At 59.8% G+C, this 14,835-nt stretch carries 14 protein-coding genes; 12 read left to right on the forward strand and 2 right to left on the reverse strand.

Annotation, left to right across the window (positions count from 1 at the left end; all coding sequences use genetic code 11):
• The first annotated feature begins 43 nt into the window (after nt 1-43).
• The 5 genes from ribF to ispH all read left to right on the forward strand — a co-directional run bounded on the left by ribF (nt 44) and on the right by ispH (nt 5,916).
• The gene (gene ribF / locus KVG95_RS27520) at nt 44-994 is read left to right on the forward strand and encodes a bifunctional riboflavin kinase/FAD synthetase (protein WP_052967592.1); all 951 of its coding nucleotides are present in this window, start codon (nt 44-46) and stop codon (nt 992-994) included.
• Nucleotides 995-3,826 carry an isoleucine--tRNA ligase gene (gene ileS / locus KVG95_RS27525; RefSeq protein ID WP_217858647.1) on the forward strand — a complete coding sequence of 944 codons (2,832 nt, stop codon included), beginning with the start codon at nt 995-997 and terminating at the stop codon, nt 3,824-3,826.
• Complete coding sequence (lspA, locus tag KVG95_RS27530; protein ID WP_007901890.1) at nt 3,819-4,331, forward strand: signal peptidase II; 513 nt, start codon at nt 3,819-3,821, stop codon at nt 4,329-4,331. Before ileS ends, lspA begins: the two co-directional genes overlap by 8 nt.
• A 7-nt stretch (nt 4,332-4,338) precedes the next feature.
• Nucleotides 4,339-4,776, forward strand: a complete 438-nt coding sequence (gene fkpB, locus KVG95_RS27535) for an FKBP-type peptidyl-prolyl cis-trans isomerase (RefSeq protein ID WP_176466970.1) — start codon at nt 4,339-4,341, stop codon at nt 4,774-4,776.
• A gap of 192 nt (nt 4,777-4,968) precedes the next feature.
• On the forward strand, nt 4,969-5,916 hold the full coding sequence (gene ispH / locus KVG95_RS27540) for a 4-hydroxy-3-methylbut-2-enyl diphosphate reductase (protein ID WP_033054296.1): 948 nt from the start codon (nt 4,969-4,971) through the stop codon (nt 5,914-5,916).
• Here the strand turns inward: ispH and KVG95_RS27545 are convergent.
• Nucleotides 5,885-6,442, reverse strand: a complete 558-nt coding sequence (locus tag KVG95_RS27545; RefSeq protein WP_217858695.1) for a GspH/FimT family pseudopilin — start codon at nt 6,440-6,442, stop codon at nt 5,885-5,887. The genes ispH and KVG95_RS27545 overlap by 32 nt on opposite strands.
• 131 nt (nt 6,443-6,573) lie before the next feature.
• Between KVG95_RS27545 and KVG95_RS27550 the strand changes: the two genes are divergently transcribed.
• Genes KVG95_RS27550 through thiO form a run of 7 tightly spaced genes read left to right on the forward strand, consistent with a single transcriptional unit; the run spans nt 6,574 to nt 13,369 of the window.
• Nucleotides 6,574-7,047 carry a GspH/FimT family pseudopilin gene (locus tag KVG95_RS27550; protein WP_217858648.1) on the forward strand — a complete coding sequence of 158 codons (474 nt, stop codon included), beginning with the start codon at nt 6,574-6,576 and terminating at the stop codon, nt 7,045-7,047.
• Nucleotides 7,044-7,493, forward strand: coding sequence for a type IV pilus modification protein PilV (pilV, locus tag KVG95_RS27555; protein ID WP_217858649.1), 450 nt, complete (start codon nt 7,044-7,046; stop codon nt 7,491-7,493). Before KVG95_RS27550 ends, pilV begins: the two co-directional genes overlap by 4 nt.
• On the forward strand, nt 7,490-8,203 hold the full coding sequence (locus tag KVG95_RS27560) for a PilW family protein (RefSeq protein WP_217858650.1): 714 nt from the start codon (nt 7,490-7,492) through the stop codon (nt 8,201-8,203). The genes pilV and KVG95_RS27560 overlap by 4 nt, the downstream gene beginning before the upstream one ends.
• Before the next feature lie 10 nt (nt 8,204-8,213).
• Nucleotides 8,214-8,693: a pilus assembly PilX family protein gene (locus KVG95_RS27565; protein ID WP_217858651.1), complete on the forward strand. Its 480-nt coding sequence runs from the start codon at nt 8,214-8,216 to the stop codon at nt 8,691-8,693.
• Nucleotides 8,680-11,796, forward strand: coding sequence for a pilus assembly protein (locus tag KVG95_RS27570; protein ID WP_217858652.1), 3,117 nt, complete (start codon nt 8,680-8,682; stop codon nt 11,794-11,796). The genes KVG95_RS27565 and KVG95_RS27570 overlap by 14 nt, the downstream gene beginning before the upstream one ends.
• A 14-nt stretch (nt 11,797-11,810) precedes the next feature.
• Nucleotides 11,811-12,212, forward strand: coding sequence for a type IV pilin protein (locus KVG95_RS27575; protein ID WP_038981497.1), 402 nt, complete (start codon nt 11,811-11,813; stop codon nt 12,210-12,212).
• A 56-nt stretch (nt 12,213-12,268) separates the two neighbouring features.
• Nucleotides 12,269-13,369 (forward strand): glycine oxidase ThiO, encoded by a 1,101-nt coding sequence (gene thiO, locus KVG95_RS27580; RefSeq protein WP_217858653.1) that lies wholly within the window; start codon nt 12,269-12,271, stop codon nt 13,367-13,369.
• A 124-nt stretch (nt 13,370-13,493) separates the two neighbouring features.
• On the opposite strand, the gene KVG95_RS27585 is transcribed toward thiO, so the two are convergent.
• Nucleotides 13,494-14,834 (reverse strand): sigma-54-dependent transcriptional regulator, encoded by a 1,341-nt coding sequence (locus tag KVG95_RS27585; protein ID WP_217858654.1) that lies wholly within the window; start codon nt 14,832-14,834, stop codon nt 13,494-13,496.
• Nucleotide 14,835: the final 1 nt, after the last annotated feature.

The raw sequence follows: 14,835 nt of genomic DNA on the forward strand, positions 1-14,835 counted from the left end.
GGGTGTGGTTATAATCGACCACTTTATGAGCAAGAAGCGCGTTATGCAGCTGGTTCGAGGCCTCCACAACCTGCGCCCCCAGCATCGGGGCTGTGTCGCCACTATTGGCAACTTTGACGGTGTTCACCGTGGTCACCAGGCTATCCTGGTCCGGCTGCGTGAACGTGCGCTCGAGTTGGGCGTGCCCAGCTGCGTGGTGATTTTCGAGCCGCAGCCGCGAGAATTCTTCGCCCCGGACACCGCCCCGGCCCGTCTGGCCCGCCTGCGGGACAAACTGCAGTTGCTGGCCGAAGAAGGCGTCGATCGGGTGCTGTGCCTGGCTTTCAATCAGCGCCTGAGCAAGCTCAGCGCGAGCGAATTCGTCGATACCATTCTGGTGGACGGCCTCGGCGTGCAGCATCTGGAAGTCGGTGACGATTTCCGTTTTGGCTGTGATCGGCTAGGGGATTTCGATTTTCTGCAACAGGCCGGCGTCCTTCAGGGGTTTACCGTCGAAGCGGCGCAGACCGTCGAGCTGGACGGCATTCGTGTCAGTAGCACTCAGGTGCGTAATGCGCTGGCCGCTGCCGATTTCGCCTTGGCCGAGCGGCTGCTCGGGCGTCCGTACCGGATTGCCGGGCGAGTCCTGCACGGCCAGAAGCTGGCGCGCCAGCTCGGTACGCCGACCGCCAACATACAACTCAAGCGTCGTCGTGTGCCGCTGAGCGGGGTTTACCTGGTCAACGTCGACATCGACGGCAAGACCTGGCCAGGCGTCGCCAATATCGGCGTGCGGCCAACGGTCGAAGGGGATGGCAAAGCCCACCTCGAAGTACACCTTTTAGATTTTGCCGGCGATCTGTATGACCGGCGTTTGACGGTGGTCTTCCACCACAAGCTGCGTGAAGAGCAGCGTTTCGCCTCTCTGGAGGCGCTTAAGACGGCGATCAATGCGGATGTCGCCGCCGCCCGTGCCCTGTCGCACCTAGCGCCAATCGCTAATGAAGAGCCTTAAATGACCGACTATAAAGCCACGCTAAACCTTCCGGACACCGCCTTCCCAATGAAGGCCGGCCTGCCTCAGCGCGAACCGCAGATTCTGCAGCGCTGGGACAGCATTGGCCTGTACGGTAAGTTGCGCGAGATTGGCAAGGATCGTCCGAAGTTCGTACTTCACGACGGTCCTCCGTACGCCAACGGCACGATTCACATCGGTCATGCGCTGAACAAGATTCTCAAGGACATGATCATCCGTTCGAAAACCCTGTCGGGTTTCGACGCGCCTTATGTGCCGGGCTGGGACTGCCACGGTCTGCCGATCGAGCACAAAGTCGAAGTGACCCACGGCAAGAACCTGGGCGCGGACAAGACCCGCGAACTGTGCCGTGCCTACGCCACCGAACAGATCGAAGGCCAGAAGTCCGAATTCATTCGTCTGGGCGTGTTGGGCGACTTCGCCAACCCGTACAAGACCATGGACTTCAAAAACGAGGCCGGTGAAATCCGCGCCCTGGCGGAAATCGTCAAGGGTGGCTTCGTGTTCAAGGGCCTGAAGCCTGTGAACTGGTGCTTTGACTGCGGTTCGGCCCTGGCTGAAGCGGAAGTCGAGTACGAGAACAAAAAATCCGCGACCATCGATGTGGCGTTCCCGATCGCTGATGAAGCCAAACTGGCTGCCGCGTTCGGTCTGCCATCGTTGGGCAAACCCGCCTCGATCGTGATCTGGACCACCACCCCGTGGACCATCCCGGCCAACCAGGCGTTGAACGTTCACCCGGAATTCAACTACGCCCTGGTCGACGTCGGCGACAAACTGCTGGTGCTGGCTGAAGAGCTGGTCGAGTCGTGCCTTGCCCGCTACAGCCTGGAAGGTTCGGTCATTGCGACCACCACCGGTAAAGAACTGGAACTGATCAACTTCCGTCACCCGTTCTACGATCGTTTGTCGCCGGTTTACCTGGCCGAATACGTCGAGCTGGGCGCGGGCACCGGTGTGGTTCACTCCTCGCCAGCCTACGGCGTAGACGACTTCGTGACCTGCAAAGCCTATGGCATGGTCAACGACGACATCCTCAATCCGGTGCAAAGCAACGGCGTGTACGCGACATCGCTGGAGTTCTTCGGCGGCCAGTTCATCTGGAAGGCCAACCCGGCCATCGTCGACAAACTGTCGGAAGTCGGCGCGCTGCTGCACACCGAAACCATTGAACACAGCTACATGCACTGCTGGCGTCACAAGACCCCGCTGATCTACCGCGCCACTGCGCAGTGGTTCATCGGCATGGACAAAGAGCCAGCGACTGGCGAAACCCTGCGCAAGCGGGCGATCAAAGCCATCGAAGAGACCAAATTCGTTCCGGCCTGGGGCCAGGCGCGTCTGCACTCGATGATCGCCAACCGTCCTGACTGGTGCATCTCCCGTCAGCGCAACTGGGGCGTGCCGATCCCGTTCTTCCTGAATAAGGAAAGCGGCGAGCTGCACCCACGCACTGTCGAATTGATGGAAATCGTCGCCCAGCGCGTCGAAGTCGAAGGCATCGAAGCCTGGTTCAAGATGGACGCCGCCGAGTTGCTCGGTGACGAAGCGCCGCAGTACGACAAGATCAGCGACACCCTGGACGTCTGGTTCGACTCGGGCACCACGCACTGGCACGTCCTGCGCGGCTCGCACTCGATGGGTCACGAGACCGGTCCACGTGCCGATCTGTACCTGGAAGGTTCGGACCAACACCGCGGCTGGTTCCACTCGTCGTTGCTGACCGGTTGCGCCATCGACGACCACGCCCCGTACCGCGAGCTGCTGACCCACGGTTTCACCGTTGACGAGTCCGGCCGCAAAATGTCCAAGTCTTTGGGCAACGTCATCGCGCCGCAGAAGGTCAATGACACTCTAGGCGCCGATATCATGCGTCTGTGGGTCGCTTCTACCGACTATTCGGGTGAAATGGCGGTTTCCGAGCAGATCCTGCAACGCAGTGCGGACGCCTACCGGCGCATCCGTAACACCGCGCGCTTCCTGCTTTCCAACCTGACCGGTTTCAACCCGGCCACCGACATCCTGCCGGCCGAAGAAATGCTGGCGCTGGACCGTTGGGCCGTGGATCGCACCCTGCTGCTGCAACGCGAGCTGCAAGAGCACTACGGCGAATACCGCTTCTGGAACGTCTACTCCAAGATCCACAACTTCTGCGTGCAGGAGCTGGGCGGTTTCTACCTCGACATCATCAAGGACCGTCAGTACACCACTGGCGCCAACAGCAAGGCCCGTCGTTCGGCGCAAACCGCGCTGTACCACATCAGCGAAGCGCTGGTGCGCTGGATCGCGCCGATCCTGGCGTTCACCGCCGACGAGCTGTGGCAGTACCTGCCGGGCGAGCGTAACGAGTCTGTGATGCTCAACACCTGGTACGAAGGCCTGACCGAATTGCCGGAAGGCTTCGAACTGGACCGCGCCTACTGGGAGCGGATCATGGCGGTGAAGGTGGCGGTCAACAAGGAAATGGAAATCCAGCGCGCGGCGAAGGCCGTCGGTGGCAACCTGCAAGCCGAAGTGACGCTGTTCGCCGAAGACGCGCTGAGCGCCGACCTGGCCAAGCTGAGCAACGAACTGCGCTTCGTACTGATCACCTCGACTGCCGCCGTTGCACCGTTTGTGCAGGCTCCGGCCGACGCAGTGGTCACCGAAGTTGGCGGCCTGAAGCTCAAAGTGGTCAAGTCGAGCCATGCCAAGTGCGCCCGTTGCTGGCACTGCCGTGAAGACGTCGGCGTGAACCCGGAACATCCGGAAATCTGCGGTCGTTGCGTAGACAACATCAGCGGCGCTGGCGAGGTTCGTCACTATGCCTAACGCCGTTGGCCGTTTCGGACGGCTGAGCTGGCTCTGGTTGAGTTTGCTGGTCCTGGTCATCGACCAGGCCAGCAAGTTCTACTTCGAAGGCTCGCTGAGCATGTACCAGCAAATCGTGGTGATCCCCGATTACTTCAGCTGGACCCTGGCCTACAACACCGGCGCGGCGTTCAGTTTCCTGGCTGACAGCTCGGGCTGGCAGCGCTGGCTGTTCGCCCTGATCGCGGTGGTGGTCAGTGCGGTGCTGGTGGTTTGGCTCAAGCGCCTGGGGCGCAACGAAACCTGGTTGGCAGTCGCCTTGGCGCTGGTGCTGGGTGGCGCGTTGGGTAACCTGTACGACCGCATTGCCTTGGGCCATGTGATCGATTTCATTCTGGTGCATTGGCAGAACCGCTGGTATTTCCCGGCGTTCAACTTTGCCGACAGTGCAATTTCTGTCGGCGCCGTGATGCTTGCACTGGATATGTTCAAAAGTAAAAAGACCGGAGAAACCGTTCATGACTGAACAGGTATTGGCTGAGCAACGCATTGGCCAGAACACGGAAGTCACCTTGCACTTTGCATTGCGTCTGGAGAACGGCGACACCGTCGACAGTACCTTCGACAAAGCCCCGGCGACCTTCAAGGTTGGCGACGGCAGCCTGTTGCCAGGTTTCGAAGCAGCGCTGTTCGGCTTCAAGGCCGGCGACAAACGCACCCTGACCATCGAGCCGGAAAACGCTTTTGGTCAACCGAACCCGCAAAATGTGCAGATCATCCCGCGCTCGCAGTTCAAGGATATGGAACTGTCGCCTGGCTTGCTGGTGATCTTCAACGATGCGGCCAATACTGAGCTGCCCGGTGTGGTGAAAGAGTTCGATGACGCCCAGGTGACCATCGACTTCAACCACCCGCTGGCCGGTAAAACCTTGACCTTTGACGTCGAGATCTTCAACGTCAAAGCGTTGTAACTGACCGAATTCGGTCCAATGTGGGAGCGAGCTTGCTCGCGAAAGCGTCATCACATGTAACATCAATGTCGACTGACACACCGCTTTCGCGAGCAAGCCCGCTCCCACATTAAGATTTTCACTGTTTTCGAGCCCGGTGTTCGAACGGCAGGTGGCATTACTATTTCTTGCGCGCAAGACACGAGGCACAGCATGCAAATCAAACTCGCCAATCCCCGTGGCTTCTGCGCCGGTGTGGACCGGGCGATCGAAATCGTCAACCGCGCCCTGGAAGTCTTCGGGCCGCCGATCTACGTGCGCCACGAAGTGGTCCACAATAAATTCGTCGTCGAAGACCTGCGCGCCCGTGGGGCGATCTTCGTCGAAGAGCTGGATCAGGTGCCGGATGACGTGATCGTGATCTTCAGCGCCCATGGCGTTTCCCAGGCCGTGCGCACCGAAGCCGCTGGCCGTGGCCTGAAGGTGTTCGACGCTACCTGCCCGCTGGTGACCAAGGTACACATCGAAGTCGCGCGCTACAGCCGCGACGGCCGTGAATGCATCCTCATCGGCCACGCCGGTCACCCGGAAGTCGAAGGCACCATGGGCCAGTACGATGGCAGCAATGGTGGCGCGATCTATCTGGTCGAGGACGAGAAAGACGTCGCCGCGTTGCAAGTAAACAACCCTGAAAAACTGGCCTTCGTCACCCAGACCACCCTGTCCATGGACGACACCAGTCGTGTGATCGACGCCCTGCGTACTCGGTTCCCGGCGATCGGCGGTCCGCGCAAGGACGATATCTGCTACGCCACGCAAAACCGTCAGGACGCCGTCAAACAGCTGGCAGACGAATGCGACGTGGTGCTGGTGGTCGGCAGCCCGAACAGTTCCAACTCCAATCGCCTGCGTGAACTGGCTGAACGCATGGCCACCCCGGCCTATCTGATCGACGGCGCCGAAGACCTGCAAAAGAGCTGGTTCGACGGTGTCGAGCGGATTGGCATCACGGCCGGTGCCTCCGCTCCGGAAGTACTGGTGCGTGGTGTGATCCAGCAATTGCAGGCCTGGGGCGCCACCGGGGCCGATGAACTGGCCGGCCGCGAGGAGAACATCACGTTCTCCATGCCTAAAGAATTGCGCGTGCGTTCGTTGCTTTAACGTTTTTCGCCTTTCGACACAGCGCCTGCTCAGCCTTTTCGCTGGTCAGGCGCACTCGGCCACTTCGTGCCAGTACAACCTGGAGGTGGCTGACTGGCTCACGAGCCGCGCAAATGTGTAGTCTCCCTGCCTGAAATGTCCCCTCGGGCATCTGCGGTTCCCCTAGATTGCTGAACCGCACAAAACGTCTGACCCACCAATTACCGACAATCGGCGTCCGAGCATCGCTCGCGCGCTCCACTAGCAGTGGATTGCTGCTGTCCTCCGGCCCTTTGCCGCTGATGTCCAGAATGATCCGCCAGCCTTGGCTCCAGTCGCCGTTGATGCCATGAATGACCACGCTCTGGTTGAGGGTGATGGCCTGGGTTCTGGCGTGCCGGATCCCGCTGATCAGCGACTCGGCTGCCTGCTCCCGATGGTTCGATTCTGTGAATGCAGCGAACGCCGGGCTGACCAGTTGCAGAACAATCCCGACAATTGTCAGTCCCATGAGCAGTTCGATCAGGCTGAAACCTTGCTGATGCATGTCATTTCCTTCCCTGGAGTGCTGCGGCCCGCACGATCCCTGCGCGAGTAATGGCAAAACAACCGTACATCCGCCGGTCGAATGTTCTAGCGTGTAGAAGCAGGTATAGCCGACGGCAACGGAGGGCACCGATGGATCATCGTACAAAAGGTTTCACGCTGATCGAGCTGCTGATCACGCTCGCCGTGTTTCTGATTCTGATCAGCCTGGCTGTTCCGGCGTTTACCCGCTCGGTGCAAAGCACCAAGGCCGACACCGAGATCGGCGACCTACAACGCGCGCTAAATTACGCCCGGCTTGAGGCGATCGACCGGGGTATTACCACCCGGGTTCGCCCGACAGCAGGCGGGAGTGTCTGGACCGGCGATCTGACCGTTTATGACGGTACTGGCAACCCGGCCAATGTATTGCGGGTTGTTCCAGCGATGGGCAGTGGTGCAACTCTGACGCTAACCTCAGGAGTGACCGCTATTGATTTCAACAATCTGGGCGGTTTGTCGGCACCGTCTACGGCAGTCGTGATCAGTTATGTACTGGGGGCGCAGAGCCGGACGCTGAATGTGTGTTTGAACGGACGAATTCTATTGGGTGGAAGTTGCGGATGAGGGGTTGGAGCAAGCGTGCACAGGAGGGCATGACGCTGATCGAGGTACTGGTCGCGTTGTTGGTTCTGGCCGCGGGGTTGTTGGGCGCGGCGGCGATTCAGCTCAATGCGCTGAAGTACACCGATAGCTCACGGATGACCAGTCAGGCGAGTTTTATCGCCTACGACATGATGGACCGCATTCGCGCCAACTCCGGCGCCGATTACACCGTTACGCCACCGACCTCGGGCAACCTGAGCGTGGCCCGGGATCAGGATCTTTACGATTTCACCACCAACATCGTCAATTTCGGCGGCGCCACAGCGACCGGTAGCATCACCCGCAACCAGCGGGTGTACACCATTACCATTACCTGGGACGACTCGCGGGCCGCCAATACCGCCGACTCGCGCCGCAGTTTCGTCGTTGTCAGCCGCGCCACCGTTGATCCGGCGACGACACCATGATCAGAGCCAGCAAAGGTTTCGGCCTGATCGAGTTACTGATCGCCCTGGCGTTGAGTCTGGTCGTGGTTCTTGGCGTGGCGCAGATCTTCATTGCAGCTAAAAATACCTACGTCAGTCAGAACACTGCCGCCGGCATGCAGGAAGATGCGCGGTTCGTCCTGAGCAAAATGATTCAAGAAATCCGCATGGTCGGCATGTTCGGTTGCCTGGGCACGATCATCGACGGCAGCTCGGCAGGGAATTTCAATGCAAGTCAGATCACGCCAATCAGTTGGGACAATGCCAACCTCAAATTAACGCTTGTCACCGCCGATGTCGGCGGCAGTGGCGGGGTGCCGACCTGGACGGTCATTTCCGATTGCCGCAATATCGCGACGGCCTACACCGGTGCACGCATCCCGGCATCGGGGCAGTTGGCATTTCCGATCCGGCGATTGGTCTACAGCTTCAGCAACAACCAGCTGCTGATGGGCTCCGGTGCCGGCACTCCGACGCAGCAGGTGCTGGTGAACAACGTCAGTGCCTTCAATGTGAGCTTCGGCCTCGCCAGTTCGGCCACGGATACGGCCGCCTCCACCTACAGCAGTAACCCATCTGACCCGGCACGAATCCGCAGTGTGCGACTGACGCTGACGCTAACCGACCCGAACGGCCGGGTACACGAACAAACCTTCAACGTGGTTGCCGCCTTGCGCAACCGGTTGCCATGAGGGAGGGCCGATGAGTATTGCTCCCATGACCCCTCACGCCCAGCGCGGCATGGCGCTGTTGGTCAGCCTGGTGTTTCTTCTGGTGCTGACGTTGATCGGCCTTTCGTCGATGCAGAGCGCGACGTTGCAGGAAAAAATGGCCGGCAGCGTGATCCTGCGTAATCAGTCGTTCCAGGGCGCAGAAGCGGCATTGCGTGTCGGTGAAAGCGCGGTGCAACTGGACACCTATTCATTGCCGGTTTGCAGCGGTACCAGCCAATGTGTGCCGCCGGCCGAGGTGTCGGTCATTACCACCGCCGGGTTCAACTCCACCTCGGGGGTGACCTGGATCGCCTCCGGCAGCGGCTTTTACGGGGTGCAGAACATCGGCACCACCCTGACGGCCGTGAACGTGCCGAGCAACACGTCGGCAACGCTGTACCGGGTTACCGCCGTGGGCATCGCGGGCAATTCGCGCAGTGTGGTGGAGAGTATCTATGCGAAGTACTGAGACCCGTACAGGCTGGCGCCGTTGGTTGTTGCAATTGTTCTGCGGCGCGGCGTTGAGTCTTTATCTGGCAGCGCCGACTTACGCCTTCACGCCCTCGGATTCGCCGCTGTTGAACGCCGCCGCCGTGGCGCCCAATGTAATGCTGTTACTCGACGACTCGAAGAGTATGAACAGCATTATCTGGGCGGCAGGCTTCGACCCGACGGTCGCGCGCACCCCGGTGACTATTTGCCTCTCCAATGGTTCGTGCAAGAAAGGCCGCGAGCTTGACATGACCGATACCAATATTGCTTTGTCGAGTTTGACTCGAGGAACATGTTCGAAGGATTGGTACGGTTTTTATAACAACAGCTCTACCGGTCTGGAGTCGCTTTGCCTCAAGCTTCCCGATCCGGTGGGGAGCGAGGACACGCTATATACGGCGAATTACCTGTCCTATCTGATAAGCCTGGCGAACAATGCCGACCGGGATTTCACCGATGGCTCGATCCCCAATGATTACCGGATGAATGTAGCGCGCGATGTTTCCAAGGCGTTGGTGGCCGGCAACCGCTCGCTGCGCATCGGCCTCGCGACGTTCAACCTGGCGGTCGGCAACCATAAGAATGACGGCGGTTACATCGTCCGTTCGGTCAGTGATTTGTCGGCAGTCAGCGGCACCGTGACCCAGGCTCAGGCCGATACCAACTACAACGCATTGATCGCCGGAATCGACGAACTGAGCGCGGAGGCCAATACGCCCCTGGCGGAAGCCTATTACGAGATCACCCGCTATTTCCGTGGCATGGCGCCGTACAACAACTCGACGCCCACCACCTACACCAGTCCGATTCAGTATCGCTGCCAGAGAAATTACGGCGTGGTAATCACCGGTGGTCTGCCGACCTACGACCGAACCTTTCCGACCGACGATCCGGGTGGCAGCGCGTTACCGAACTGGGACGGTATCAGCAGTAACGATGGCGCCAACCGCTTCGGCGACAATGAGGGCGATACCCTGTTCCTGGATGACATCGCCAAGTTCGCCTTCGACATCGACATGCGCTCCACGGGGACCGATGCTACGGGCAAAAGCTGGGATGCCCTGGATTTTTCCCGGCAGAACATGAATACCTATACCGTGGGTTTCACCGCGGCAAACCAGATGCTGGCGGACGCCGCGACCTACGGACAGGGAAGGTACTACCAGGCGACTGATGGCACGGGACTGAACAGCGCACTTTCTTCGGCTTTGAGCGACATCACCTCCAAGGCAGGATCAGGTGGCAGCGGCGTTGCCAGCGGTACGACCCTGACCAGCAACTCAGCCTACTTCCAGACCACCTACGACCCCAAGGACTGGCGGGGCACTATCAAGTCCTTTGGCTTCACATCGGCGGGCGCGGTGAACACGGCGGCGGTGCTGTGGACGACCGATACCACCATCGTGCCCGGTGCTACCGCGCCGACCTACCAGTCCTGGAATACCCTGACCAACGCCGCTGTCACTCTGGCCTACAGCAACTTCTCCCCGGTCCAGCAGGATTCTCTCAACCAGGGGCTGCCCGTCGGCATCACCGGTAGCGATCTAGTGGAGTGGAGCAAGGGCACCAATAAAACCGGCTTGAAAACGCGCAGTGTATTGCTCGGCGATATCATCAATTCGCCTCTCGTGCTGGCCGCGCCCACGGACAAAACCGCGTCCGATCTGGTGGGTGACACCACCTACAGCACCTACCTCGCCACCAAAGCCGCCAACATGAACTCCAGCTTGGTGGTGAACGCCAACGACGGTTTTGTAAACGTCATCAACTCGACCAACGGTGTCAGACGCTACGGCTATATGCCCTCCAGTGTGCTGCCATCATTGCGCTACGTCGCTGACCTCACTTACATCAACGGTGTAAGCCACAAGTTTTTGGTCGACGGTCAGGTCGGTGTGTTCGATGCTCAACTCGATAGCGCCTGGAAAACCCTGGCGATTGGTGGAACAGGGGCGGGCGGCAAAACCTTCTATGCGCTGCAGCTGTTCGACGCATCGGCCGGTAACGTGACCAGGGCGTTGTGGGAAATCAGTGCACCAGCCACGGCTGATGCGGCGAACGTTTTCAATGATCTGGGTTATGCCTATGCGCGCCCCGAAGTGGCACGCTTGGCCGATGGTCGCTGGGCGGCGTTCATTTCCAACGGTTATGGCAGTCACTCCGGAGTGGCAGCGCTGTATGTGGTGGATATCCGCGACGGCTCACTGATCAAGACGATCGTGGTCGACAGTACAGACACCACCAACGGCTTGTCGTCGGTGAAGCTCAGGGTCAACTCGCAGAACGTGGTGCAGGCCGCCTATGGGGGCGACTTGAAGGGGCGGTTGTGGAAGTTCGATTTGAGTGGCACCACCACAGACACCTGGGGGGTGGCGTTTTCAGGCAAGCCGTTGTTCACCACGGCGGGAGGGGCGACCCAACCGATCACTGTGCAGCCACTGCTTGCCGATCACGCATTGGGCGGTAAGCAAGTGTTGTTCGGTACCGGCAAATTAAATGAGGCCGCCGACAAGACCAACAAGGATCTCCAAGCGTTCTACGCAGTATGGGATGCAGAAGGAGGCTCGGGTCAAATCACGGTGTCCAGCTTGCAGGCGCAGGCGGTGACCGGCGTTTTTTCGGGCAGCTCCGGGCAATTCATCACCACCAGCCAGAACGAAGTGACCTACCCGGCAAAGAAAGGCTGGTACTTGCCGTTGGTGTACAACAACGTGCTGACGGGAGAGCGAGTGATCAATCAGGCCACTCTGGTATCGGGGCGAATCGTGTTTACCACGGCCAGTATGGATACCACGGACCCCTGTGCCGGCTTCGGCAGCGGCAAACTGATCGAACTCGATGCGTTCAGCGGTAAGATGCTCAATTACGCGGTGCTCGACACCAATGCCGACGGGACGGTCGACAGCACTGACACAATTTCCAGTGGGGTGATCTTCACTGGCGGCATCCCGACCCTGAACGCGGTCGTCAACGACGCCTCCCGCAAGATTGTGAACGACTCCGGTGGCGGCATCAGCACACTGGTGGAAAAATCCGGTGGCGGCAGCGGCCGTCGCATCATGTGGCGACAAATACAGTAAGTGAGAGTTGAGGCATGCGCAGATCCAACCGAGGTTTTACCCTGATCGAAATCATGATCGTGATTGCGATCATCGGGATCGTCATCACTATCGGCTATCCGAGCCTCACCGAGTATGTAAAAAAGGGGCGCCGTACTGAAGTGGCCGGGCTGCTTTCCGAGCAGGCACAGATCCTTGAGCGCTTCTATTCGAAGAATAATGTCTACACCAATGCCACCGGTCTGAGCGCCGGCAATGATTTCTATACCATCACCCCGACCCTGACCGATCAGACCTTCCTGCTGACGGCAACACGCAAGGCCGGATCGAGCATGGCGAGCGACAAGTGTGGTGACTTCACGCTCACCAACACGGGCGTCAGAAGCATGGTCAATGCGACGGCCGGCCAGACCACCAAGAGTTGCTGGGGTCGCTGAGTTTATTTTTCGGGCGCCCTTTACGCCCTCTGTCTATTGAACGGTTGGATCAGAACATGAGCAGGCAACAGCAAGTGGTGATTGTCGGCGGCGGGGTGATTGGCCTGCTGACGGCGTTCAATCTCGCGTCCGAAGTGCAGAGCGTCGTGCTGCTGGACCGCTCGAATGTCGGTCAGGAGTCGTCCTGGGCCGGTGGCGGGATCGTCTCGCCCCTCTACCCGTGGCGTTACAGCCCGGCGGTCACTGCGTTGGCTCATTGGTCCCAGGATTTTTATCCACAGCTGGCGGAGCATTTGTTTGCCACCACTGGTGTCGATCCTGAAGTGCACACCACCGGATTGTACTGGCTGGACCTGGATGACGAAGCCGAAGCGCTCGCCTGGGCCACACGGGAAAACCGCCCGCTGCGGGCTGTGGATATCTCTGCGGCACACGATGCGGTGCCGGTATTGGGCGCCGGTTTTTCGCGGGCGATCTACATGGCCGATGTGGCCAATGTGCGTAATCCACGGCTGGTGAAATCCCTCAAGGCAGCCTTGCTGGCGCTGCCGAATGTGACGATTCATGAGCAGTGCGAGGTCAGCGGGTTTATCCGTGAAGGCGCTGCGGTGGTCGGGGTTCAGACTTCGATGGGGGCCATTGCGGGTGATCAGGTGGTTTTGACGGCCGGAGCCTGGAGCGGTGACTTGCTGAAAAGCCTGGGCCTGGAGTTGCCGGTCGAGCCGGTCAAAGGCCAGATGATTCTCTACAAGTGCGCGGCGGACTTCCTTCCAAGCATGGTCCTGGCCAAGGGGCGTTATGCCATTCCGCGGCGCGACGGGCACATTCTGATCGGCAGTACGCTGGAGCATGAAGGCTTCGACAAGACGCCGACCGACACCGCACTGGAAAGCCTGAAGGCCTCGGCGGTGGAGTTGATTCCGGCGCTGGCGGATGCCGAGGTGGTGGGGCATTGGGCCGGGTTGCGGCCGGGGTCACCGGAAGGGATTCCCTATATTGGCCGGGTGCCGGGTTTTGACGGGCTCTGGCTCAACTGCGGGCACTACCGTAATGGACTGGTGCTGGCGCCGGCGTCGTGTCAGTTGTTTGCGGATGTGATGCTGGGTAGGGCGCCGATTATCGATCCTGCGCCGTATGCACCAGTCGGACGAATCTGACAGAAGATCAAAAGATCGCAGCCTTCGGCAGCTCCTACATTGAATTATGTTTGACCGCGATATCGATATGGCGGCGAACACCGAATCTGTAGGAGCTGCCGAAGGCTTGCGATCTTTTAACGGTTCAATCCAACCCCAATTTCTTGAGCCTGTAACGCATCGACCGAAACGACAGATTCAACCGCTGAGCCGCTGCCGTGCGGTTCCAGCGGGTTTCTTCCAGGGCCTGGAGGATGAGTTTGCGTTCGACGTTTTCCAGATAGGCCTCCAGGTTGTCGATCTGCGTCAGGTCCGGCACGTCGCCGTCCGGGTTGCAGTTGCCTTCGGCCAGCCGCAGGTCGCTGGCTTCGATTTGTTTGTTCTCGCACAAGGTGTGCGCCCGCTCAAGCATGTTCTCCAATTCCCGCACGTTTCCTGGAAAACGATAGCTTTTCAGTGCGTCGAGGGCTTGCGGGTGGAGTTTTGCAGCGGGTTGGCCAGTGCCGGTCGCCAGCCGCTTGAGCATATTGTTGGCCAGAAGCTCAATGTCGTCGCGGCGTTCGCGCAAGGGCGGCACCCGCAGCTCGATCACGTTCAGACGGTAGTACAAGTCCTGGCGAAAGCGTTCGGCGGCGACTTCGGTATCGAGGTCTTTGTGGGTGGCGCAGAGTATGCGCACATCGACCACGGTTTCCTGCTGCCCACCGATGCTGCGCACGGCTTTCTCTTGAATGGCCCGCAATAGTTTGACCTGCATCGCCAGCGGCAGGTCTGCCACCTCATCGAGGAACAAAGTGCCGCCCTGTGCGGCCTGGAACAGCCCGGGTTTGTCTTCGATGGCGCCGCTGAAGCTGCCTTTGCGATGGCCGAAAAATTCGCTTTCCATCAATTCCGACGGGATAGCCCCGCAGTTCACCGGCACGAACGGTCGGTTGGCGCGTGGGCCTTGATCGTGGATCAGTCGGGCGACCAACTCTTTGCCGCTGCCAGACTCGCCGCTGATGTACACCGGGGCCTGACTGCGGGCTAGTTTGTCGATTTGTTTGCGCAGGCTGCGCATGGGCAGTGAGTCACCCAGCAGTCGACGGTCGATGGCACTGCTGGCGCCGCCTGGCGCAGGCAAACTCAGCGCGCTGGTGACCAGTTCGCGCAGGCGGGTGAGGTCGACCGGTTTGGTCAGAAAATCGAAGGCTCCAGCCTTGAGGGCGTTGATTGCCGTCTCCAGGCTGCCATAGGCCGTGATCATCGCTACCGGCACTTGCGCATAGCGCTGCTGGATGTGCTGCACCAGCGCCAGACCGGTGCCGTCGGGCAGGCGCATGTCGGTCAGGCACAGGTCGAATGTCTCCCGTGCCAGCATTGCTTGCGCTTCTGCGAGATTGCGGGCGCTGAAGGTGTCGAGTTTCATCCGCCCCAGGGTTATTTCCAGGAGTTCGCGAATATCCGGCTCGTCGTCGACGATCAGGATTTTTTGCCGTGGGCTCATG

It is taken from the genome of Pseudomonas farris, from assembly GCF_019145235.1.
Classification (GTDB): Bacteria; Pseudomonadota; Gammaproteobacteria; order Pseudomonadales; family Pseudomonadaceae; genus Aquipseudomonas; species Aquipseudomonas farris.